The sequence below is a fragment of the Pseudomonas alkylphenolica genome (assembly GCF_000746525.1).
Classification (GTDB): Bacteria; Pseudomonadota; Gammaproteobacteria; order Pseudomonadales; family Pseudomonadaceae; genus Aquipseudomonas; species Aquipseudomonas alkylphenolica.
Genome location: NZ_CP009048.1, coordinates 2,913,526 through 2,935,894, shown reverse-complemented (window position 1 = coordinate 2,935,894; position 22,369 = coordinate 2,913,526). Strand labels below are relative to the sequence as shown.

Sequence of the window (22,369 nt, the reverse complement as noted above, 5' to 3'; positions counted from 1 at the left end):
GATTTTTACCTTGAGAAAACGCTTGTTACGGAACGGTACAACCTGGGCTGTAAAAGGCTAACACTCATTAGCCGAACAGGGCGGAGCTGTACATTCGTGTAGTCTACCTTAGGAAATTTCCTAGGAAGCATGAGAAATCTCCCATGGAGATGTCGGAAGTGGGTCTCGCACACTGCTCCCCCCCCATTTGCGTGTAGACCTGCAATGCAAGACTTGACAGTTCTGGTCCTGGAGGATGAACCCTTCCAGCGCCTCGTCACCGTGACCGCCCTGGAAAAACACCTATCGAGTCCTGTCTTGCAAGCGGCGGACGGTGATCAAGCAATGGCGATGCTGGCAACCACCAGCTTTGTCGATATTGTCCTTTGTGACCTGAATATGGCGGGTATGGACGGCCTGGCCTTCCTGCGTCATGCCAGCAGCAGTGGCAAAGTCGGAGCGGTGGTGCTGTGCAGTGAGCTCGACCCGATCTTGCGTCAGGCCACTGTCGCAATGATCCACTGCCTTGGGCTGACCTATCTCGGTGATCTGGGCAAGCCGTTCCACCTGGAGGGTTTCCGCCCGTTGGTCAAACGTTACCACGAACACTGCAAAGCCGCGCCAAGGTTGCTGTGCCCTGCAGAACTGCCATGCCTGGGTGACGTACAGCGGGGCTTGGATAACGGCGAGTTCGAGGCGTACTACCAACCCAAAGTCACCCTTGAGGGGCAGCTATTGGTCGGAGCAGAAGTGCTGGCGCGCTGGAATCATCCGCAGTGGGGCGTGCTGTCACCTGCGCATTTTTTATCGGTGATGGAACAGCACAACCTGATCGACAGGCTGTTCTGGCATCTGTTCGAACAGGGGCTGGAACTGCACCAGCGCTTGGCGGCACAAGGGCGCGTGGTCAATCTGGCGTTCAACCTGCATCCTGGGCAATTGGCCTGCAATGCGCTGACCGAGCGCATTCCGCTCCTGCTCAAGCGCGCAAAAGTGCCACCGAGCAAGGTTATGTTCGAGATTACCGAATCCGCGCTGATCAGTGCGCCTGCCAGTAGCCTGGAGAACCTGGTACGCCTGCGTATGCTCGGCTGCGGCCTGGCCATGGACGATTTCGGTGCTGGTTACTCTTCGCTGGATCGACTCAGTGAGCTGCCGTTCAACCAGATCAAGCTCGACCGCACGTTCGTGCACAAAATGCAGAGCCAACCCAGAAGTGCCGCGATCATCAGCTGTTCAGTAGCGTTAGCGCGAGCGCTGGATATCTCGCTGGTACTCGAAGGCGTAGAGACCGTCGAGCAACAGGAGAGGCTCATCGAGTTGGGCGGCAACCTTGCGCAGGGTTATCTATTTGCCCGGCCTATGCCGGAAAACCACTTTTTCGACTTCTGCCTGCAGCAGACGGCCGCAAAGGGTGGGGCAAGTACGAATGATTGAATGCCGGCAACGGCTTTGAACTATTATTGCGCCAGCCATGAGGGCTATCCAGCATCGCGCTGTGTTGCTGGATGAACAGCCTTCACATAACAGGTTCCCGTACCCCAGGCACTTTCGGTCTCTGATCTCGCATGTATTTACGTTCTTTCTGCCTGTCCATCTGCCTGCTGCTGACCAGCACCCAGACAGTAGCTGCATCGTTACCTCTGGCCCCGCAGGTGCTGTCCAGCCAGTTGCGTGTCGATCGCCACGACATCGCAATTTCTACCGAAGACTGGCATTGGCTGCGGCACAAGGCCGAGCTCAGGGTTGGCGTGTCGCCCAATGAGTCAGCGCCGTTTTCCGTCAATGCCGAAGACAACCAATACGAGGGCATCAGCGCCGATGCAACCGCCTTGGTTGCGCAGTTACTGGGTTTACAAGTAAAGATCATTCCATTTGGCAACGAAAACGATGCCGGGAGGGCCTTGCAAGAGGGGCGTGTGGACGTCATCAGCCGTCACGGTAGCCTCGCGCCGCGCGAGGATCTGCTGCTCAGCAAGCCCTACGCCCGGGACCGGTTGGCGCTGTTCAAGCGCAGTACTGAACCCCGGCATTCATCCGTGGACCTTGCAGGTTTGCGCGTAGCGATCACCACTGAACACAGTACCGAGTTGAAACAACGCTACCCCAGGGCCGACCTACGGGTGTATGCCGACCATGACAAGGCGATTGCCGCAGCCGCCTTCGGCCAAGCCGACGTTTATCTGGACGACCTCTACAGCGCCTACTACCGCATCAATCGTGCGTTCTATGGCTACTTGCGCTTTGAGCGTTTCAGTGACCTGGCAGTAGGCGGCTACAGTTTTGCTTTGCGCACGGACAACACACGCCTGCAGCGCCTCATCAATGTCGCCATCGAGGCAATCGGCGATGATCAGTTGCGTAACCTGGCCAAGCGCTGGGTCGGCAACAGCTTCATTCCCAGTGAAGAACCCGTAGACCTCACCGTAGAGCAGTTGCGCTGGATCCAGCGCAACCCGGTAGCGCGCCTGGTGATCAATGACGACATGGCACCGGGTGCCTACTTCGACTCGAACGGTGTTTTTTCCGGTGGGGTCGCTGACCTGCTCGAAGTGATAACCCTCAGTACCGGCCTGCATTTCGAGATCGTTCTGCGTAGCGGCGGCTACCCGCAAATGATCGAAACGCTGCATAAGAACGAGGCTGATCTGGCCTTGATGACCGCCAGCCCCGAGCGCGAAGCGTACCTGCGTTTTTCCAGGCCAGTGATCGATAGCCCCTTTGTGTTGCTCAGCAGCCGGGAGCAGCAAGGCAAGCTGGAGAGTCTGATCGACAAGCGGGTGGCGATTCCGTCCGGACATGTGGCAATACAACAGCTACGCAAGCGCTACCCCGAAGCAACGGTGATCGAAGCCGGCACCACGCTGGATACGATGAACATGCTCTACAAGGGCGACGCCGATGCCGCCATGGTGGCGTTGCCGGCAGCGCGTTATTACATTGAACGCTTGTTTCGCGACAAACTGGTGATCAACCGGGTGCTTGACGTCGGGCCGTCTACGACGAACTTTGCGATGCGTCGCAGCGATGTTGAACTGCAATCGATCATCAATAAAGTCATGCAAAGCATTGCTCCGGATGAGCTCAATGCGATTTCCAACCGCTGGCGCTCGCCCCCGGGAATGAGCGGCCAGACCTGGATAAATTACCAGCGGGTGATCGTTGAAGTTGTCGCCGGTGCCGCGTTGTTGCTGCTGCTGTCGCTGGTCTGGGTGGTCTACCTGCGTCGGCAGATCAAGGCGCGGCTCAAGGCCGAACGCATGCTCAACGATCAACTGCAGTTTGTCGAAACACTCACCGACTGCATGCCGCCGCCGCTGTATGTGCGTGATCTCAAGGGACGCATGCTGTCGTGCAACCGCAGCTACCTGAAAAGCGTCGGCCTGAGCGCCGAGCAGGTGCTGAACAAAACGGTGCGCCAGTTACCCAAGGAGAATTTCGAGAGCCTGCCGGACTTTCATCGCAACTACCTGCAGGCCATGCGCGACGGCCAGACCATCGAGTCGGTGCATGCCATCCAGTTGCAAGGCCGGGAAGTGTGGATCAACCACTGGGTGCAGCCATTCCAGGATTCGCAAGGCGTCACCAAGGGCGTCATCTGCGGTTGGCTGGATATCACCGAGCACCGCCAGTTGATTGAACAGCTACAGGAAGCGAAGAACCTGGCCGACGACGCCAGCCGTGCCAAGACCAGCTTCCTGGCGACCATGAGTCATGAAATTCGCACGCCTATGAATGCCGTCATCGGCATCCTTGAACTTGCACTCAAGCGTGCCGATAGCAAACCGATCGACCGCGCCAGCATTGAAATCGCCCATACCTCGGCAAAAAGCCTGCTGGAGCTGATCGGCGACATCCTCGACATCGCGCGTATCGAGTCCGGACGCCTGAGCCTGTCGCCCAAGCGCGCCAACTTGCGCGAACTGGTCGAGTCGGTGGCCAGGGTGTTCGAAGGGCTGGCCCGGCAGAAGCGCCTGAATCTGATCCTCGATATCGACTCAAGCATCAACTGTGATGTGTTGGTCGATGCCCTGCGTTTCAAGCAGATCCTCTCCAATCTGCTCAGTAACGCGATCAAGTTCACTGAAGAGGGTTCGATCAAGATCAGTATTTCCGGGCTCCTCATCGATGCCAGCCTGCTCAATGTCAACCTCAGTGTCGAAGACACTGGCGTTGGCATCAGTCCTGGCGATCAACAGCGCTTGTTCCGGCCGTTCGTCCAGGCACAGCGCAATGTGCAGCAAACCGAAGGTACCGGCCTGGGTCTGGTGATCTGCCGCTCCCTGTGCGAAATGATGGGGGGCAGGGTGACCCTGACCAGTACCCTGGGGCATGGCACCCGGATAGATGTTGAAATGCGCCTGCAAGTGCTTGAACACATCGAAGTGCACCAGGTGCCTGCGTTGATCCAGGCGCGGCCGAGGTACCAATTGCAAGTGCTCGTGGTGGATGATCACCGGATCAATCGCCAGGTGTTGCGTGAGCAACTGAGCTTTCTCGGCCATGAAGTCTGCGAAGCGGAAAATGGCCAGATGGCGTTCGAGCGCTGGAGCGAGCAACCCTTCGATATCGTTATCACCGACTGCCACATGCCGGTGATGAATGGCGCCGACTTCACCCGGGCGGTCCGTAGCAGCGAACAGGAACGGGGGCTGGAAGCGACGGTGATCATCGGCCTGACCGCCGATGCGCAACCTGAAGAGATCGACCTGTGTCTGCAGGCCGGCATGAACGATTGCCTGATCAAGCCGCTCGGCCTGGATGAACTGGACGCCCGTCTGCTGGCGCTTCAGCCAGGGTACGAGTCGGACACTTGCGAACTTGTCCATTTACCGAAAGAGCCGTTGCTGCTGGCGCCTGAAACGCTGCGCCTGGTCGATCTTGGCCCGCTGGAGTTGCTGATCAGCAGTGAACCGGTGAAGTTTCGCCAGATCCTCAACGAGCTGATCAACAACAACCGCAAAGATTGCCAGGCGTTGAAGGCCTTGCTGCAACAGGGCGATACCGAAAAACTCAGCCAGCTGGCGCATCGAATCAAAGGCGCGGCGAAAGTGGTCAAGGGCGAGCAACTGGTTGAACGCTGCCGACAACTGGAGAGCGCTTGCCTCGACCCTCAGGTTTCGTTTGTGCAACTCGAGAACGCTGTGTTCCAGGTTGAAGCAGCCATTGGCGCGCTGGAAGACGCATTGCAAAACCTCTAACGGAGCCACCCTGTAGGAGCGGGCCTTGTCCCGCGATCGGGCGCGTAGCGGCCGCAAATACCGAGTTCGCGATACTCCTGAGACACCGCATTGCACGGGTTTACTGCCGCTTTGCGGCAGATCGCGGGGCAAGGCCCGCTCCTACAGGTTTTCTACTTCAGCGGCTGGGCACATCGCCGACAACCGTGGTGCGGTACATCTCGCGGCGCATGCCGTGGTAGTCGGCGATCGGCAGGTGCCAGGTGCAGCGGGCCAAGGTTCCCTGGCGCCAGCGCATGCGGCAGGTGAAGGCGGGTGCGGTGGCCAGGTTGAACAGGTAGTCGAGCAGCGGCTTGGCTTCTTCGGTGCGCAAGCCCTGGATACCTGTGGTGTAGGCGGGGTTGATGAACAGCACCTTCTTGCCGGTCTCCGGATGGCGGGTTACCAGTGGGTGGCTGCGCAGGTCCTGTGAGGTATCACTGCCATAGTGGATCGCCATGTTTTCCAGCAGGGCGTTGTGGTTGGCGCCAACTCCGTAGGCCCGCTCAGGACTGTGCAGCGCATCGAGGTTGTCCAGCAGCGCCTGCATGCCCGGTGACAGCCATTCATAGGCCAGCGCCAGGTTGGCGTAGCAGGTATCGCCACCGTAAGGCGGGATGTCGTGGCCGTAGAGCAGGGTGAAGGCCGGCGGGCGTTCCTGGAAAGTCCAGTCGCTGTGCCAGGCACCGCCGAACACGAAGGGCGCCTTCTCGTCGGCTTCCTTGATCACGTGCACCACGTGTGGATGGTCCGCCATGGTGGTCACGTAGGGCTCGCGGCCGAATTCGCCGAACTGCAGGGTGACCCGCTCGAGGTCCGCGATACTCAGGTTCTGCTCACGGATAAACAGCACCTTGTGCGCAAGCAGCGCCTGGCGCAACTCGGCGAAGCCGGCGGCGTCCAGGCGGTTCAGGTCGAGATCCTCGACGTCGGCGCCGAGGGCCCCGGTGCTGGGCGTGACGCGAATGTGGCGGTAGTCGGCTGCGCGGTTGTGGCTGGGATGGCAGTAGATGAATTCGCTCATGGCGGAGACTCGTGTGGGGCAGGTTGTGGCGCTACTTGATGCATTGCACGATGGTTGATCCTACAGGTGCTCGCGGGGCAAGCCCGCTCCTACCGGGACGGTTTCATGTCCGCGGCTCACCCACCAGCCGAAGCCCGCTGCGGTGAAGAACATGATCAAACTGTAAATCGCCGCCGGAATCGCCATGGTCGAGTTGTTCAGCAAGCTCGGCGCAAGTGCCAGGGCAATGGCCAGGGTGCCGTTGTGGATGCCGATCTCCATGCCGATGGCAATCGCCTGGCGTTTGGGGATCTGCAGCAAGCGCGGCAGCCAGTAGCCGATGCCCAGGCTCAGCAGGTTGAACAACAGTGCCGCACCACCCACCACCGGGGCATAGTCAACGACCGTCTGCCAGTCCTTGACCATCGCCAGGACGATGGTGAACACCAGAAACAGCGCGGCAATGATCTTCATCGGCCGCTCCATGCGCGCGGCAAACCCCGGCGCCAAGCGGCGGATCAGCATGCCAATGGCTACCGGTACCAGGACAATGGCGAACACCTGCAGCACCTTGGCAAATTGCAGGGGAATAGCCTGGTCGGCGGTCATGAAGTAGGCCAGTGACAGGTTTACCAGCAGCGGCATGGTCAGGATCGCAATCAGCGAGTTGACCGCAGTCAGGGTCACGTTCAAGGCCACATCACCATGGGCCAGGTGGCTGAACAGGTTGGCCGTGGTACCGCCGGGGGAGGCCGCCAGCAGCATCAGGCCCACTGCCAACGCGGGAGCCAGGCCGAAACCTTTGGCGATCAGAAAGCAGATAAAAGGCAGGAGCAGTATCTGGCAGGCCAGGCCGATGAGTACCGGTTTGGGGAATTTCACCACGCGGGCGAAATCGGCGAGGGTCAGGGTCAGGCCCAGTCCCAGCATGATGAAGCCCAGGGCAATCGGCAGAAAAGCACTGAGCAGTGGCGATGCAGTCATGTCGGAGGCTCGCAAAAAAGGGATGAACGGCAGTGTAGGCGAGGATTCTGAGCCGTGTAGTCCGCTCCCCGCTGATCCTTGTGGACCCAGGCGCCAGGCAGTAGCATTCACGCTTTACCTAAGGATCCGATCACCAATGCAATTCCAGCCAGGCGTTCTCGCCGCCCCGATTCCAGCACAAGCCCGTCACCTGTTCTTCACCTTGCACACGTCGGCCGCGCTGCCAGGTGTGCTTGACGTATTGCAACAGCAGGTCGATGGCAGCCGCGTGGTGGCCGGGTTCGGTGCGCCGCTGGTGCAAGCGCTGGGTCGTAGCATCGAGGGCTTGCGTGCGTTTCCGCAGCTGACGGCTGCGGTGGACAACCCGTGCACCCAGCACGACGTGTGGCTGTGGTTGCGTGGCGACGACCGCGGCGACCTGTGGTTGCTCAGCCAGGCCCTGGAAAAACTGCTGGCACCGGCCTTTAGCCTGGTTGAAGCCACCGATGCCTTCCGTCACAAAACCGGCTTCGACCTGACCGGTTATGAAGACGGCACGGAAAACCCGGTGGAAGACGCCGCAGTCGACGCCGCTATCCTGGCCACTGACGTCCCTGGCCTGAGCGGTTCGAGCTTTGCCGCCTTCCAGCTGTGGCGCCACGACCTGGACTGCTTCAAGGCGCTGCCGCAGGAAGAGCAGGACGACATAATCGGTCGCCGCAAGGCCGACAACGAAGAACTGGATGACGCGCCGGAGTCGGCTCACGTCAAACGCACGGCCCAGGAAAGTTATGAGCCCGAGGCGTTTATCGTGCGTCGTTCGATGCCGTGGGCCGATGAGCGCGGTGCGGGCCTGGCGTTTCTGGCCTTCGGTCACTCGTTCGATGGCTTTGAAGTGCAACTGCGGCGCATGAGCGGCCTGGAAGACGGTGTGGTAGACGCTTTGTACCGGTTTAGCCGGCCGCTTACCGGTGGTTACTACTGGTGCCCACCGCTCAGCGCCCAAGGGCTCGACTTGAGCGCGTTGCTGGGCTAACTCAATCGCGGGGCAAGCCCGCTCCCACAGACAACCACTGTGGGAGCGGCGGTGCGACGACTCGACTTGCCCCGCGATATAAAGTTAATTGTTAAAAAAAATTACGGACTCTTTACGAAGGCTCGTTACGCATAAAGGGATACTGGCAGCGTTATCAGACCCTCCGTTCCGAGATGTCCTATCGTGAGCCAAGCCGCATCCTCCGCAACCGCCCATTCCCCCGTAAAGAACTCATCAATCAGCCTGCTCATCGCCGCCGTCGGCGTGGTTTATGGCGACATCGGCACCAGCCCGCTATACACCCTCAAAGAAGTCTTCGCCGGCCATTACGGCGTGCAAGCCAACCATGACGGCGTGCTGGGCATTCTGTCGCTGGTGTTCTGGTCGCTGATCTGGGTGGTGACGATCAAATACGTACTGTTCGTGCTGCGTGCCGACAACCAGGGCGAGGGCGGCATCATGGCGCTGACCGCTTTGGCTCGGCGCGCGGCGGCACCCTATCCGCGTTTAAGCCGGGTGCTGGTGTTGCTCGGTTTGTTTGGCGCGGCGCTGTTCTACGGCGACAGCATGATCACCCCGGCAATTTCGGTGCTGTCGGCAGTGGAGGGCCTGCAACTGGCGTTTGATGGCATCGGGCATTGGGTAGTGCCGATCGCCGTAGTGGTGCTGGTAGCCCTGTTCCTGATCCAGAAACACGGGACCGCACGTATCGGTATCCTGTTCGGGCCGGTCATGGTCCTGTGGTTCAGCGTGCTGGGTGCACTGGGTGTCTACGGCATCGTCCAGCGCCCGGAAGTGCTGCTGGCTATGAATCCAGCCTGGGCGGTGCAGTTCTTTGTGGTGCACCCGGGTATCGGTGTGGCGATTCTCGGCGCCGTGGTGCTGGCCCTGACCGGTGCCGAAGCGCTGTATGCCGACATGGGCCACTTTGGCCGCAAGCCGATTGCCCGCGCCTGGATTCTGCTGGTGTTGCCAGGCCTGGTGCTGAACTACTTCGGCCAAGGCGCACTGATCCTTGGCAACCCCGAGGCGGTGCGTAACCCGTTTTATTTGCTGGCCCCGAACTGGGCGTTGCTGCCGATGGTCGGGCTGGCCACGCTGGCGACCATCATTGCCTCCCAGGCAGTGATTTCCGGCGCCTTCTCGCTGACCCGCCAGGCCATCCAGCTCGGCTATGTGCCACGCATGTTCATCCAGCACACCTCTAGCCAGGAACAAGGGCAGGTCTACATCGGCACGGTGAACTGGGCGTTGATGGTCGGTGTGGTGCTGCTGGTGATCGGCTTCGAATCCTCCGGTGCCCTGGCGGCGGCTTACGGGGTGGCGGTGACGGGCACCATGTTGATCACTACCTTGCTCTCGGCGGCAGTGGTGCTGCTGTTGTGGAAGACCCCACGCTGGCTGGCAGTGCCGCTGTTGCTGGGTTTCCTGCTGGTCGACAGCCTGTACTTTGCCGCCAACGCGCCGAAGATCTTCCAGGGCGGGGCGTTCCCGGTGATCGCCGGTATCGCGCTGTTCATCCTCATGACCACCTGGAAGCGCGGGCGCAAGATCATTGTCGAGCGCCTGGATGAATCGGCCTTGCCACTGCCGTTGTTCATCAGCAGCATCCGCTCGCAGCCGCCGCACCGGGTGCAGGGCACAGCGGTGTTCCTCACTGCCCGGGCCGACGCCGTGCCGCATGCCTTGCTGCACAACCTGCTGCACAATCAGGTGCTGCACGAGCGGGTGGTGCTATTGACGGTGGTGTCCCAGGATCGTCCGCGGGTGCCGGTATCTGAGCGCTTTGAAGTGCAGGACTTTGGTGATGGTTTCTATCGGGTGAATCTCAACTTCGGCTTTATCGAAGAGCCCGATGTGCCGGCTGCATTGCAGCTGTGCCATGTACCGGCGCTGGACTTCAGTCCGATGGGCACGACCTATTTCCTCAGCCGCGAGACGGTGATCCCGACCAAGCGTATCGGCATGGCGCGTTGGCGTGAGGGGCTGTTTGCGTTCTTGCTGAAGAACGCCAACAGCAACCTGAAGTACTTCAACCTGCCGCTCAACCGGGTGATCGAGCTGGGGACACAAGTGGAGATGTGATTTATCGCGGGGCAAGCCCGCTCCCACCGGTCATTAGTACCACTGTGGGAGCGGGCTTGCCCCGCGATTGCTTACACCGCTGTTTGCGCCCCTGCAGCTGCAACCTGTGCATTACTGCGCACCAACCGGTGCATCAGGCTGGCCACCACAAAGCCGATCACCGCCAGCCCCATCATCGCCATGAACACATAGTTGTAACCCTGCTGCCCCGGGAAGTGATCAAGAATGGCGCCGTAGCCCACATAGGCAAACATGCCCGGTGCATAGCCGATCAGGCAGCCGATACCGAAGGCTGAGCCAGTAATGTGCGGAGCGATCCCCACTTCGCCCATAGGCGCCCAGAACACCCCGCGCATCGAGAACACGATAAAGGCGAAGGACAACGTCGCGGCCATCCCTGCATAGATGTAACCCGGGCTCTTGGGCACCATGAGGATGATCACCATCAACGGCAGCAGTGCCAGAAATGCCCATTTCAGGTAACGGCTGGGGCTCTTGAACTGTTTGTCGGCAATGAAACCACCGGCCGGACCGCCAAGAATCTTCAGCATGTACTGGTTGATGATGCCGTAGGCACCGACCAGCGCAACCGGCAAGCCATAGACTTCCTTGAGGTAAGGGATGAAGTAGGTCAGGCCGCAGTAAACGATGTAGACCATGAACACGTTGCAGCTGACCACCCAGATCGCCGGGACCTTGATCGCTTCCAGCAGGTTGGCCAGCGGGTTTTTCTTCGGGCCGATGATCGGTGCGCTGTGGTTGCCCTTGAGCAGGAACCAGGTCAGCACGCCTGCGGCGATGTCGATGACCGAATAGAACACGATGGCGGCTTTCAGACCCGCTTCAGCAGCGCCCATGGCAATGAACACACCGAGCGCCGAGAACGCCACCAGAGTGTCGACCACCCCGCGACCGCCTTCGAGCAGGCCGAACAGGCGCCCCTGTTCCTTGTCATTGCCCAGCCCGCGAATGGCCTTGAGCAGCGCCGGCCAGTAGATGCAGTCGGCACACACCGCCAGCAGGCAAAAGACGATCATCAGGCTGCTGAACGGCGGGAAGGTCGCCAGATACAGGCCCAGCGCGCCGGTGCCAAGCAGGCCGACAGGAATCAGTTTACGGGTGTCGAAGCGGTCGGCAAGCAGGCCGCCGACCACGAACAGGCCGGTGGCAATGATGGCGTTGGCACTGAGCAGCAAACCGATCTCGGTATGGGACAAGCCCATGAACGTCTGCATCGGTACGTAGAACGCGTCCTTGAGGTTGGCCAGCTTGTAGATGGTGCCGCCACCGAGGATCAGGATCAGGAATTTGAACCATTTGGCCTTGTCTTGCGCAGTCATTGTTATTCTCCAGGCGTAGTGGGGGCAGGGTGTCAGGCGCTGGTGGCCAGGCTCAGTTCGGCCAGGGTGCGCAGTTCGGCGAGCAGGCCTTTGACATAGCTGACCTGGTTGTTCGCCCAGCGCTGTTCGCCGGCCAGCATCTGTTCGAGGGTGAAACCTGCAGGCAGCGGTGTGTCGCTCATTTCGCGGTAGGCGATGAAGGGATCGGCAGGCTCGTTGGTTTGCCGGAACGCCGGGGCGATGTAGTGGTTTTCCTGCTCAAGGATGAAGGCGATCACCTGCGGGTGCTGTTCGCCGAGCATCAACAGTTCGTACACCATGCGCGGGCTGGGCAGGTCGTCTTCGGCGCTACCCTGAAGCACACCGTAATGGCCAAAGCCCAGTGCTTCCGGGACGACCCGCACGCCTTTGAGGTGTACCTGGCGAATGTGCGGGGCCAGGTTTGCCAAGGCCTCCAGCGGTTGCTCGCAAGCGTTGATCATGTTGCCGAAGTCGAACAGCGCATGCAGACGCGGATGATTGGCCTGCTTGAGCAACCGGGCGATTTCATCGCTCTTGAGCTCTTCATGCTGCTCGAAGTCGAAGTTCAGGTTGTGCAGGTCAGCTTGCTGGCCGAGGTAGTGCAGGTCGCCGGCGATGGTGTCCATGACCTGCGACAGCGTGCCTTCGTAGCGCGAGTATACGCGGATGTTGCGGGTGCCGATGGCATTGGCCACGGCGATCACCGCATCAACGTCCGGCTTTAGTGTGCTGCTGATTTCAAGGTGTACTTCAAGTTCGAGCTGGCGGGCCTTGTCGGCGAAGGCGCGCAATTGCCCCGCATTCATCTGCGAGAGGCTGTTGTGCTCGCCGTCGAGCATGTGCAGGCTCAAACCCTTGAGCTCATGGCGATAGGCAAAGTCGAGCAGGTCGAAGGGCGTCAGGCGCCCGTGGGTGAGGTTGGTCAGTAACGGATAGGCATGGGCAAACAAACGCACCTGATCAATGCGTTCGATCAGGCGGGTGGCCAGTTCGCGGGTCAACAGCACCGGCGCTGCAGCGCCTTTAGTCTTGTTATCGAGCAACCGGGTGAAGCGTTCTTGGATAGCATTCATTCGAGTCGTTCCTGGTGCGGGCACCGGTTCTACCGGCGCGTTCTTTATCGCGCCGCTGGGGAACGCTCGATAGATCCATTACGAAGCAAATGATAAGGCCACTGGCCGACGGCTATACTGGCTGCCCCATGGCCTTGAGCGCCTGCACCAGGGCCTCGACCTTGGTTTCGGCCTGCTCCTGTGCGGTGCCGGCAAAACCAATCAACAGGGCAGGGGGCAGGTAGCGCTGCAGGCAGTAGTCACTCAAGGCGTAGGTGTGGACGCCGTGCTGGGCCAGTTGGCGGGCGATTTCCTGGTCGTCCAGGTGCTGCGGCAGCCAGGCAATCAGGTGCATGCCGGCTTCAACCGGTGCAATCGTGAAGAAGTGCCCAAGCCTGCGTTCAAGTACTTCCAGCAGGCACAGCTGACGGGCCTGGTAAAGCGCACGCATGCGCCGGATATGCCCGATGAAATGACCTTCCGCCATGAAGTCCGCAGTGACTGCCTGCAGCAGGGTGGGCGGACTGCGGTCCATCACCGCGCGAATGGTGCAGAACGGCTCGACCAAGGCCTGCGGCAGAATCACATAGCCCAGACGCAGCGACGGGAACAGCACTTTGCTGAAGGTGCCGACGTAGATCACCCGATCGCTCTGGTCCATGGCATACAGCGCCGGTAATTGCCGCCCGCTGTAGCGCAGTTCGCTGTCGCAGTCGTCTTCGATGACCCAGCGCTGGTTGGCCGCGGCCCATTCGATCAGCTCCAGGCGTCGGCCGTGGCTCAGGGTCACGCCCAGCGGGTGCTGACGCGAGGGGGTGGTGAACACCAGGCGGGCGTCGGGGCTGTCGGCGATGCCTTGCTGGACATCGATGCCCTGGTCGTCGATACGTACCGGCACGACCTGGCAGCCGTGGGCCTGGAAGGCGATGCGTGCGGCGATATGGCCGGGATCTTCCATCCATACCGGATCGTCGGGGTTAAGCAGCAGCATGGCCAGCAGGTTGAAGGCTTGCTGGGCGCCGGAAACGATCACCACCTGGTCGGCACTGCAGTCGATGCCGCGGGCATCGAACACATAGTCGGCGATGGCCCGACGCAGATCCTCCAGGCCCTGCAACTCGCCATAGCCGAGCATCGCCTTGCTCGGTTTTTGCACATGTCGGCTGATCAGACGCTTCCAGACAAGCTGGGGAAAGGCTTCGAATGCGCCATGGCTGGGCAGAAAGGAGGTTGGCGTATCGGGGCTGTAGTGCGAGTAGGACACACCGCGAAAATGATGACTGCGCAACGACAGCATCGATTGGCTGAGGTCAGACAGCCGCGGCGCTGCAGCTGTTGGCGGCGTGCTGCCCTGGCCTGAGCGCTCCCACTCGTCACCGACATAGGTCCCGGCACCGGTGCGCGACACCAGAAAGCCTTCGGCGATCAGTTGATCGAAGGCATTGAGCAGGGTGATGCGCGAGAGATTCAGCTCCTGGCTCAAGGTGCGCGTCGACGGCAGGCGGATGCCGCCTTGCAGGCGCCCGGTGAGGATCTGTTTGCGGATCTGCAGGTAGAGCTGGCGGTAAAGCGGGGTGGCACTGTCGCGATCCAGCTCAATACCCGATAGCAGCAAACCGGAGGGGGACTTCATTGGGTGCTCGTTGGCAGGTGAAAAAGGCCTGGTAATCGTACGAGAAACCCTTGCTGGCAGCCAGCGGCGCACGCTGTGTCATCAAATGAAAACACCTTGTCGCTGGATGCGAAGCACCCTGCAGGCGTTGCGCATAGAGTCCAATCAACAAAAACAGACGCAACGCGTCCGAATGGATGATTGGAGTGACAAGCATGGCCAAAGTCGTACGCTTCTATGAAACCGGTGGTCCCGAAGTATTGCGCTATGAAGACGTCGAAGTCGGCGAGCCTGGTCCGGGGCAAGTCCGCCTGCGCCAGGTTGCAGTCGGCCTGAACTACGCCGACACCTATTTCCGTAACGGTACCTACCCGATTCCGATGCCCAACGGCATGGGCGTGGAAGCGGCCGGTGTGGTCCAGGCGGTAGGCGAGGGGGTGACCAACGTGGCGGTCGGCGACCGCGTGACCTACACCGGTTTTCTCAACACGCTCGGCGCTTATTGCACCGACCGTCTGATCGGTGCCGCGGCGCTGGTCAAGCTGCCGGAAACCATCGCCTTTGAAACCGCAGCGGCAATGACCATGCGCGGCCTGACCTCGGCCTACCTGATGCGCCGCCTGTATGACTTCAAAGCAGGTGACACGATTTTGCTGCACGCCGCTGCCGGTGGTGTCGGCCTGATCGTTTCGCAGTGGGCGCGCCTGCTTGGCGTCAACGTGATCGGCACCGTGTCCACCGAAGCCAAAGCCGAAGTGGCCAAGGCCCATGGCTGCACCCACACGATCAACTACAGCCATGAAGATGTCGCCAAACGCGTACGCGAGCTGACCGACGGTGTAGGCGTCAACGTGGTGTTCGACAGCGTTGGCAAAAGCACCTTCATGGCCTCGCTTGACTCGCTCAAGCGCCGTGGTCTGATGGTTTGCGTCGGCACTGCGTCCGGCACCATCCCGCCGTTCGATCCGCAGATCCTGGCGATGAAAGGCTCGCTGCACCTGACTCGCCCGGCGCTGGCTGACTATATCGCCGACCCGGCGGAGAAGGCCGACCTTGCCGGTGAGCTGTTCGATCACGTCAGCAGCGGCCGCATCAAGATTGAAATCAACCAGCACTACGCCCTGCAGGATGCAGTCCAGGCGCACCGAGACCTGGAAGCACGCAAAACCACCGGTTCTTCGATCTTCGTCATCTGAAGAGGGCTGTAGCATGCACATCGAACAATTGACCTGCGCCATCGGCGCTGAGGTGTCCGGGGTTAACCTGGCGGATGCGGTTCACGATGACGACCTGTTCGACCAGCTCCGTGCGCAATTGCTCAAGCACCGGGTGCTGTTTTTGCGCGACCAGAACATCAGCCGCGCCGAGCACGTGGCCTTTGCCCGGCGCTTCGGCGAGCTGGAAGACCACCCGGTAGCCGGCAGCGACCCGGACCACCCGGGCCTGGTGCAGATCTACAAGCGCCCGGACCAACCTGCCGACCGTTACGAGAACGCCTGGCACACCGATGCCACCTGGCGCGAAGCGCCGCCCATGGGCTGTGTGCTGCGTTGCGTGGAGTGCCCGCCGGTGGGTGGCGATACCATGTGGGCAAACATGGTGCTGGCCTACCAGAACCTGCCGGATGAGGTGAAGCAGAAGATCGAAGGCCTGCGCGCCCGGCACAGCATCGAAGCCAGCTTTGGTGCGGCGATGCCGATGGAAAAACGCCTGGCGCTCAAAGCCCAGTTCCCCGACGCCGAACACCCGGTGGTGCGCACCCACCCGGAAACCGGGGAGCAGGTGCTGTTCGTCAACGCCTTCACCACCCATTTCACCAACTACCACACCCCGCAGCGGGTACGTTTTGGCCAGGACGCCAACCCGGGTGCAGGCGATCTGCTGCGCTACCTGATCAGCCAGGCGTACCTGCCCGAATACCAGGTGCGCTGGCGCTGGAAGCCCAACAGCATCGCGATCTGGGATAACCGCAGCACCCAACACTACGCGGTCATGGACTACCCGGCCTGCCATCGCAAGATGGAACGCGCCGGGATCAAGGGCGACCGAACCTTCTAAGCATTAGCCATCCGCTACCTGGCGGAGCAAGACAATAACAAGACCGAGGACCATAGAATGCAATTCTTCGATGATTCGTTGCACCCGGAAAACATGGAAAAGGTGGTAATCACCGTTGCCCCTTACGGCCCGGAATGGATGCCTGAGGACTTTCCCGAAGACATTCCGCTGACCATGGACGAACAAGTCCAGAAGGCCGTTGACTGCTATGAAGCGGGCGCCACTGTGCTTCACCTGCATGTACGCGAACTCGATGGCAAAGGCTCCAAGCGCCTGTCCAAGTTCAATGAACTGATTGCCGGTGTGCGCGAAGCGGTACCGGAAATGATCATCCAGGTGGGCGGCTCGATTTCCTTCGCCCCTGAAAGCGACGGCGAAGCGGCCAAATGGCTGTCTGATGACACCCGCCACATGCTCGCTGAGCTCACGCCAAAGCCTGACCAGGTCACCGTGGCGATCAACACCACGCAAATGAACATCATGGAGCTGCTGTATCCGGAGTACCTGGAAGGCACCTCCCTGGCCAACCCGGCGATTCAGGCCGCCTACAGCGAAATGACCGTACCGGCCGGCCCGGCCTGGGTCTGCGAACACCTGCGCCGCCTGCAGGCGAGCAACATCCAGCCGCACTTCCAGCTGACCGGCATGCATGCCCTGGAAACCCTCGAGCGCATCGTGCGCCGCGGCGATTACATGGGCCCGCTGAACCTGACCTGGATCGGCATCGGTGGCGGCTTCGACGGCCCTAATCCGTTCAACTTCTTCAACTTCATCCACCGCGCGCCGGATGGCTGCACCTTGACCGCAGAATCGCTGCTCAAGAACGTGCTGCCGTTCAACACCATGGCCCTGGCCATGGGCCTGCACCCACGCTGCGGCAACGAAGACACCATCATCGACCACAGCGGCAAGCGCTTCGGCTCGGTCGAGCAGATCAAGCAGACCGTGCGCGTTGCCCATGAACTGGGCCGTGAAATCGCCAACGGTAAAGAAGCCCGTGCTATTTACCGCATCGGCCAGCAGTACAGCAGCATCGAAGAAACCCTCAAAGCCAACGGCATGGCGCCTAACCGCCTGCCGGGCCAAAAGGGTGTACCGCAGCGCGGCTGACCGGACAGGGTCGGCCTGTGACGGCGGGTCGACCCATCCCAGCCCAAAGCGCTGTCAGTCAGGCTTCTGATAACAACAAGACTTACGCCAGACAACAGAGGAGGCAGCATGGCCGCCTATATCGCCAGCGCCGCAGATGACGGTGCCGACACTTCACGTGGCATTCCACGGCGTTATGCCTGGATTGTCTTCGCCTTGACCTTTGGCCTGCTGATTTCCGACTACATGTCGCGCCAGGTGCTCAACGCGGTATTTCCCCTGCTCAAGAGCGAATGGGCTCTGAGTGACAGCCAGCTCGGCCTGCTCAGCGGTATCGTTGCGCTGATGGTCGGGCTGCTGACTTTTCCCCTGTCTCTGCTGGCCGACCGTTTTGGCCGGGTCAAAAGCCTGGTGCTGATGGCCGTGCTCTGGAGCCTGGCCACCCTGGGGTGCGCCCTGGCGGAAAACTACCAGCAGATGTTTGTTGCCCGCTTTCTGGTGGGTGTTGGCGAAGCGGCCTATGGCAGCGTCGGCATCGCCGTGGTGGTCGCGGTGTTCCCGCGCGACATGCGCGCAACCCTGGCCGGTGCCTTCATGGCCGGTGGCATGTTCGGCTCGGTGCTGGGCATGGCCCTGGGCGGGGTCATGGCCCAGCATCTGGGCTGGCGCTGGGCATTTGCCGGCATGGCGTTTTTCGGCCTGATGCTGGCGTTGTTGTACCCACTGCTGGTCAAGGAGGCGAAGATCTCGCCGCCACGCTCGACGGTACCCTGCAAGGTAAGCCGTCCGTTGCGCACCTTGTATAGCAGCCGTTCGGTGATTGCCGCTTATGTTGCCAGTGGCCTGCAACTGTTTGTAGGTGGCACGGTAATCGTGTGGATGCCCAGCTACCTGAACCGCTACTACGCCATGGGCACCGACAAGGCCGGGGTAGTCGCCGCGATCATCGTGCTGTGCAGCGGAATCGGCACGATTCTCTGCGCGATGCTCTGCGACCGCCTGGGCCGCCAGCGTCCGGACCGCAAAATCAGCCTGGCGATCGGTTATTGCCTGGGCAGTTGTCTGTTGCTGTCGGTGGCCTTTGCGCTGCCCTCGGGCACTGGGCAATTGGTGTTGATCTGCCTGGGGATGATGATTGCCGTCGGCACCAACGGGCCGTCCAGCGCCATGGTCGCCAACCTGACCCACTATTCGGTGCATGGCACCGCTTTTGCCACCCTGACCCTGTCCAACAACCTGTTGGGCCTGGCCACCGGGCCGCTGATTACCGGTCGGGTGTCCGATCTGATAGGCCTGCATGCCGCGTTCCAGTTGGTGCCGCTGATCAGCATCGGCGCCGCTGCGGTGTTTTTTATTGCCAAGCGCCACTACCACAGCGACATGGCTCGCCTGGAGGGGAAGGTGCAACCAGCACCTGACGCGGGGCAGATCCAAGAGGTAAAACCGTGAAACAAACGTTATCCATCGATGTGTTCTTCGACTTCATCTGCCCCTGGTGCCTGATTGGCCAGCGTCATTTGCAGCGTGCGCTTGAGCAGTTGCGCCTTGAACAGCCTGAAGTTGAGGTCGACCTGCGTTGGCGGGGAGTGCAACTGCTGCCGGATATGGCCAGGACTGGCCAGCCGTTCGAAGTCTTCTACCGCAAGCGCCTGGGCAGCGAAGAGGCGGTGCGTCAGCGTCAGGCTCAGGTACGCGCGGTCGCTGAAGCTGCGGGCGTAAACATCGATTTCTCCCGTATCAGCCGCATGCCCAATACCGCCGATGCCCACCGCCTACTGCAACGTGCGGTGGCCTTGGGCGAACCGGAGCGTGTCGAGGCGTTGTTGGCAGAACTGTTTGCGGCTTACTTCCAGCAGGGCAAGGACCTGGGCGATCCGGTCACCTTGCTGCAGATCGCTCAGGACTGCGGCTTGAGTCCGGCGCAGGTCGCCGATTGCCTGCGCGGTGACGCCAGCCCGTTTATCGGTGCAGACGACTACACAGGCGAGGGTGTGCCTTGTTTTCGCTTCAACCGGCAGTTGGTGGTGAGCGGTGCTCAACCCGCCGAAGTGCTGCTCGGCTGCATGCGTGAAGCGCTGGGCCAGGCGGCATTGGCATGAGTTACCGATACCCCGTACCGCTGGCCAAGGTGCCGGCGCGCGGCAGCCGTGTGCTGCTGAATTTTGATAACAAGAGCCTGGCGCTGTTCAACGTCGCCGATGTGTTTTATGCCATCGACGACAGCTGCCCGCACCAGGGTGCGTCTTTGTGTGGCGGGCGCCTGGATGGACGGGTGATCCAGTGTTGCGCGCATGGCCTGCGTTTCGATCTGGCCAGTGGTTATCTGCTCAATTCCACCCAGCTCAAGGTTGCCAGTTACCCGGTCGAGTGGCAGGGCGAGCAGCTGTTTATCGTGATCGAGTCCGAGGAGTCCGGCCAATGAGCACCATGGCAATTGCCGCCGTTAACAACCGGGTGCGAGCACTTGCACCAGGTTTCGTCGTGAGCCTGATCGCGGCGGGTGCGGCGAGTTTTCTCAGCGAGCATTACGATGCGCCGGTGATGTTGTTTGCCCTGTTGCTGGGCATGGCGTTGAACTTTCTCTCTGCTGACGGCAGCTGCAAGGCCGGGATCGAATTTACCGCGCGCACGGTGCTGCGCATCGGTGTGGCGCTGCTGGGCATGCGTATTACCCTGGAGCAGATCGCCAGCCTTGGCTGGAAGCCAGTGGCGCTGGTGGTCATTATTGTGGTGGTGACCATTGGTGTGTCGATGGTGGTTGCCAAGGCCATGGGCTTCAATCGGCTGTTCGGTATGCTCACGGGCGGCGCGACGGCGATCTGTGGCGCGTCGGCGGCGTTGGCGCTGGCTGCGGCGCTGCCTGCGCACCGGCAGAAGGAGCATGCGACGCTGTTCACGGTGATCGGGGTGTCGGCGTTGTCGACCCTGGCGATGATTCTTTATCCGATGATTGCTGATTGGTTGCAGTTGTCACCGCCGCAGGCCGGGGTGTTTCTTGGCGCCACTATTCATGATGTGGCGCAGGTGGTGGGGGCGGGGTATAGCATGTCCACCGAGACGGGGGACATTGCCACGGTGGTCAAGCTGATGCGGGTGGCGATGTTGCTGCCGGTGATTGTCTGTGCGGCGATGATTACCCGGCGGGCAGGGGATGATGCCTCCGGGCAGCGGCCGCCGCTGTTGCCGTGGTTTGCGGTGGGGTTTGTGTTGCTGGCCTGTCTGAATAGTACGGGGTGGGTGCCTACTGTGGTCCAGGGCGGGGTTAATGATCTGTCGCGCTGGTGTCTGGTGGTGGCTATCAGTGCTCTGGGGATGAAGACGCAGCTCAAGGAACTGGCCAAGGTCGGGTTCAAGCCCATTGCGTTGATGGTCGGGGAGACGGTGTTTCTGGTGCTGTTGGTGTTGGCGTTGATGCACTGGGGGCTGTAACAGGGTGGGAGCGCCTATCTTTTGTAGGAGCGGATTTACCGGAACGCCGGACCGCCGCGAAGGGTCGCAGCGCGGCCGCAGAAGATGGGACTGCTGCCAGTCCATCGCGGATAAATCCGCTCCTACAGCAGCCTGATCAACCTGGCATCTGTCGCTCTTCCAGCCCATCCAGCAACGCATCAAGCAACGCATCAAGCAGGGCCATGGCCATCTCCACCGAATGCTGGGTGGACCAGGCCAGGCCTCGTCCTACCATGTTGGTGTGGCGGACGGCTTCGATAACGGTGGTACGGGCGCACTTGAGGTAAAACGAAGCATGCACCAGCGCATCTTCAGCACTGACGCCGGCACGTACGCTGAACAGGGGTGGATGTTCCGGGCAACAGAGGACGTCGGTCTCGAGCGTTTCAATGAGGTGCAGGCTGGGAGGGTCGGGGACGGGCTTTTTCATGGTCAACTCCGAGTGTAAAAGGAGCTGCCACGCTTTCGTCGCCAAACTAATGGGTGGCAGCTGTACGCGGGTTGGCGAACCGGAACACTCGGAAACCCGGCAGGGCCGAAACCCTCCCGCGCACAGCCGCCATAACACATGACGACTTACTGGGAACTACACGAGTGCTTGTCCGGGTCGCCAAACCCGATCACTGAACATTCAGTGACCGAGCGAGCCTAGTGTGAAGACCTTCCCCGGGCAAGCTACTGAGGCCGACAGATTGCGTAGGATAGGTCCTAGGACCAGGTGCTGGCTAGTCAGTGGAATCTGATCTGCCCGGTGGGAGTGGGCTTGCCCCACGATGAGGCCCTCGGATTTGCGGGCATATCCATGGGCGGTGGTGGCGCTGAGTCACCTTTCCGCCCTTACGGCGGGTTACTTGGTCGCAGCGCGGCCGCAGAAGATGGGACTGCTTCCAGTCCATCGCGGATAAATCCGCTCCTACAGCAGTCTGATCAACCTGGCATCTGTCGCTCTTCCAGCCCATCCAGCAACGCATCAAGCAACGCATCAAGCAGGGCCATGGCCATCTCCACCGAATGCTGGGTGGACCAGGCCAGGCCTCGTCCTACCATGTTGGTGTGGCGGACGGCTTCGATAACGGTGGTACGGGCGCACTTGAGGTAAAACGAAGCATGCACCAGCGCATCTTCAGCACTGACGCCGGCACGTACGCTGAACAGGGGTGGATGTTCCGGGCAACAGAGGACGTCGGTCTCGAGCGTTTCAATGAGGTGCAGGCTGGGAGGGTCGGGGACGGGCTTTTTCATGGTCAACTCCTAACTTGTGGAGCCGCCACACTTTCGTCGCCAAACAAAATGGGTGGCAGCTGTACGCGGGTTGGCGAACCGGTAAGTTAGGAACCCGGCAGGGCCGAAGCCCTCCCGCGCACAGCCACCATAAAGCGTCATGGTGATGTCTTAACTTGTCCGGGTCGCCAAACCCGATCACTGAATATTCAGTGACCGAGCGAGCCTAGTGTGAAGACCT

General features: G+C 60.8%; 18 protein-coding genes. 11 read left to right on the top strand and 7 right to left on the bottom strand.

Features of this window, described 5'->3' with window-relative positions:
- Positions 1-204: 204 nt before the first annotated feature.
- Together PSAKL28_RS13300 and PSAKL28_RS13295 are read left to right on the top strand one after the other, a co-directional pair.
- Positions 205-1,416 carry an EAL domain-containing response regulator gene (locus PSAKL28_RS13300; RefSeq protein ID WP_038611067.1) on the top strand — a complete coding sequence of 404 codons (1,212 nt, stop codon included), beginning with the start codon at positions 205-207 and terminating at the stop codon, positions 1,414-1,416.
- A 131-nt stretch (positions 1,417-1,547) separates the two neighbouring features.
- Positions 1,548-5,180 carry a transporter substrate-binding domain-containing protein gene (locus tag PSAKL28_RS13295; protein WP_038611064.1) on the top strand — a complete coding sequence of 1,211 codons (3,633 nt, stop codon included), beginning with the start codon at positions 1,548-1,550 and terminating at the stop codon, positions 5,178-5,180.
- 157 nt (positions 5,181-5,337) lie between these two features.
- Here the strand turns inward: PSAKL28_RS13295 and PSAKL28_RS13290 are convergent, their stop codons facing one another.
- Together PSAKL28_RS13290 and PSAKL28_RS13285 are read right to left on the bottom strand one after the other, a co-directional pair.
- A complete protein-coding gene (locus PSAKL28_RS13290; RefSeq protein WP_038611061.1) occupies positions 5,338-6,222 on the bottom strand; it encodes a TauD/TfdA dioxygenase family protein in 885 nt (294 codons plus the stop codon).
- A 60-nt stretch (positions 6,223-6,282) separates the two neighbouring features.
- Positions 6,283-7,185 (bottom strand): bile acid:sodium symporter family protein, encoded by a 903-nt coding sequence (locus PSAKL28_RS13285; RefSeq protein WP_038611058.1) that lies wholly within the window; start codon positions 7,183-7,185, stop codon positions 6,283-6,285.
- Between the two features lie 136 nt (positions 7,186-7,321).
- Between PSAKL28_RS13285 and PSAKL28_RS13280 the strand changes: the two genes are divergently transcribed.
- Positions 7,322-8,200, top strand: coding sequence for a Dyp-type peroxidase (locus PSAKL28_RS13280; RefSeq protein WP_038611056.1), 879 nt, complete (start codon positions 7,322-7,324; stop codon positions 8,198-8,200).
- A gap of 183 nt (positions 8,201-8,383) precedes the next feature.
- A complete protein-coding gene (locus PSAKL28_RS13275; RefSeq protein WP_051939361.1) occupies positions 8,384-10,285 on the top strand; it encodes a potassium transporter Kup in 1,902 nt (633 codons plus the stop codon).
- A 71-nt stretch (positions 10,286-10,356) separates the two neighbouring features.
- Here PSAKL28_RS13275 and PSAKL28_RS13270 read toward each other — a convergent pair whose 3' ends face one another.
- From PSAKL28_RS13270 to pdxR, 3 genes are all read right to left on the bottom strand, one after another.
- A complete protein-coding gene (locus PSAKL28_RS13270) occupies positions 10,357-11,625 on the bottom strand; it encodes an MFS transporter (RefSeq protein WP_038611054.1) in 1,269 nt (422 codons plus the stop codon).
- Between the two features lie 32 nt (positions 11,626-11,657).
- Positions 11,658-12,719, bottom strand: coding sequence for a sugar phosphate isomerase/epimerase family protein (locus tag PSAKL28_RS13265; protein ID WP_038611051.1), 1,062 nt, complete (start codon positions 12,717-12,719; stop codon positions 11,658-11,660).
- 112 nt (positions 12,720-12,831) lie between these two features.
- Entirely contained in the window at positions 12,832-14,331 is a 1,500-nt protein-coding gene (gene pdxR, locus PSAKL28_RS13260) for a MocR-like pyridoxine biosynthesis transcription factor PdxR (protein WP_038611049.1), read from the bottom strand.
- A 194-nt stretch (positions 14,332-14,525) separates the two neighbouring features.
- Between pdxR and PSAKL28_RS13255 the strand changes: the two genes are divergently transcribed.
- From PSAKL28_RS13255 to PSAKL28_RS13225, 7 genes are all read left to right on the top strand, one after another.
- Positions 14,526-15,506 carry a quinone oxidoreductase family protein gene (locus PSAKL28_RS13255; protein ID WP_038611045.1) on the top strand — a complete coding sequence of 327 codons (981 nt, stop codon included), beginning with the start codon at positions 14,526-14,528 and terminating at the stop codon, positions 15,504-15,506.
- Between the two features lie 13 nt (positions 15,507-15,519).
- Positions 15,520-16,368 (top strand): TauD/TfdA dioxygenase family protein, encoded by an 849-nt coding sequence (locus PSAKL28_RS13250; protein WP_038611043.1) that lies wholly within the window; start codon positions 15,520-15,522, stop codon positions 16,366-16,368.
- Positions 16,369-16,425: 57 nt separating this feature from the next.
- Positions 16,426-17,478: a beta-keto acid cleavage family enzyme gene (locus tag PSAKL28_RS13245; RefSeq protein WP_038611040.1), complete on the top strand. Its 1,053-nt coding sequence runs from the start codon at positions 16,426-16,428 to the stop codon at positions 17,476-17,478.
- A gap of 108 nt (positions 17,479-17,586) precedes the next feature.
- A complete protein-coding gene (locus PSAKL28_RS13240; protein WP_038611037.1) occupies positions 17,587-18,906 on the top strand; it encodes an MFS transporter in 1,320 nt (439 codons plus the stop codon).
- Positions 18,903-19,556 carry a DsbA family oxidoreductase gene (locus tag PSAKL28_RS13235; protein WP_038611036.1) on the top strand — a complete coding sequence of 218 codons (654 nt, stop codon included), beginning with the start codon at positions 18,903-18,905 and terminating at the stop codon, positions 19,554-19,556. Before PSAKL28_RS13240 ends, PSAKL28_RS13235 begins: the two co-directional genes overlap by 4 nt.
- Positions 19,553-19,879 (top strand): Rieske (2Fe-2S) protein, encoded by a 327-nt coding sequence (locus tag PSAKL28_RS13230; RefSeq protein WP_038611034.1) that lies wholly within the window; start codon positions 19,553-19,555, stop codon positions 19,877-19,879. The genes PSAKL28_RS13235 and PSAKL28_RS13230 overlap by 4 nt, the downstream gene beginning before the upstream one ends.
- A complete protein-coding gene (locus tag PSAKL28_RS13225) occupies positions 19,876-20,886 on the top strand; it encodes a YeiH family protein (protein WP_038611032.1) in 1,011 nt (336 codons plus the stop codon). The genes PSAKL28_RS13230 and PSAKL28_RS13225 overlap by 4 nt, the downstream gene beginning before the upstream one ends.
- 136 nt (positions 20,887-21,022) lie before the next feature.
- Here PSAKL28_RS13225 and PSAKL28_RS13220 read toward each other — a convergent pair whose 3' ends face one another.
- Together PSAKL28_RS13220 and PSAKL28_RS13215 are read right to left on the bottom strand one after the other, a co-directional pair.
- Complete coding sequence (locus PSAKL28_RS13220) at positions 21,023-21,337, bottom strand: DUF6124 family protein (protein WP_038611030.1); 315 nt, start codon at positions 21,335-21,337, stop codon at positions 21,023-21,025.
- Positions 21,338-21,834: 497 nt separating this feature from the next.
- Positions 21,835-22,149 carry a DUF6124 family protein gene (locus PSAKL28_RS13215; protein ID WP_038611030.1) on the bottom strand — a complete coding sequence of 105 codons (315 nt, stop codon included), beginning with the start codon at positions 22,147-22,149 and terminating at the stop codon, positions 21,835-21,837.
- Positions 22,150-22,369 lie beyond the last annotated feature (220 nt).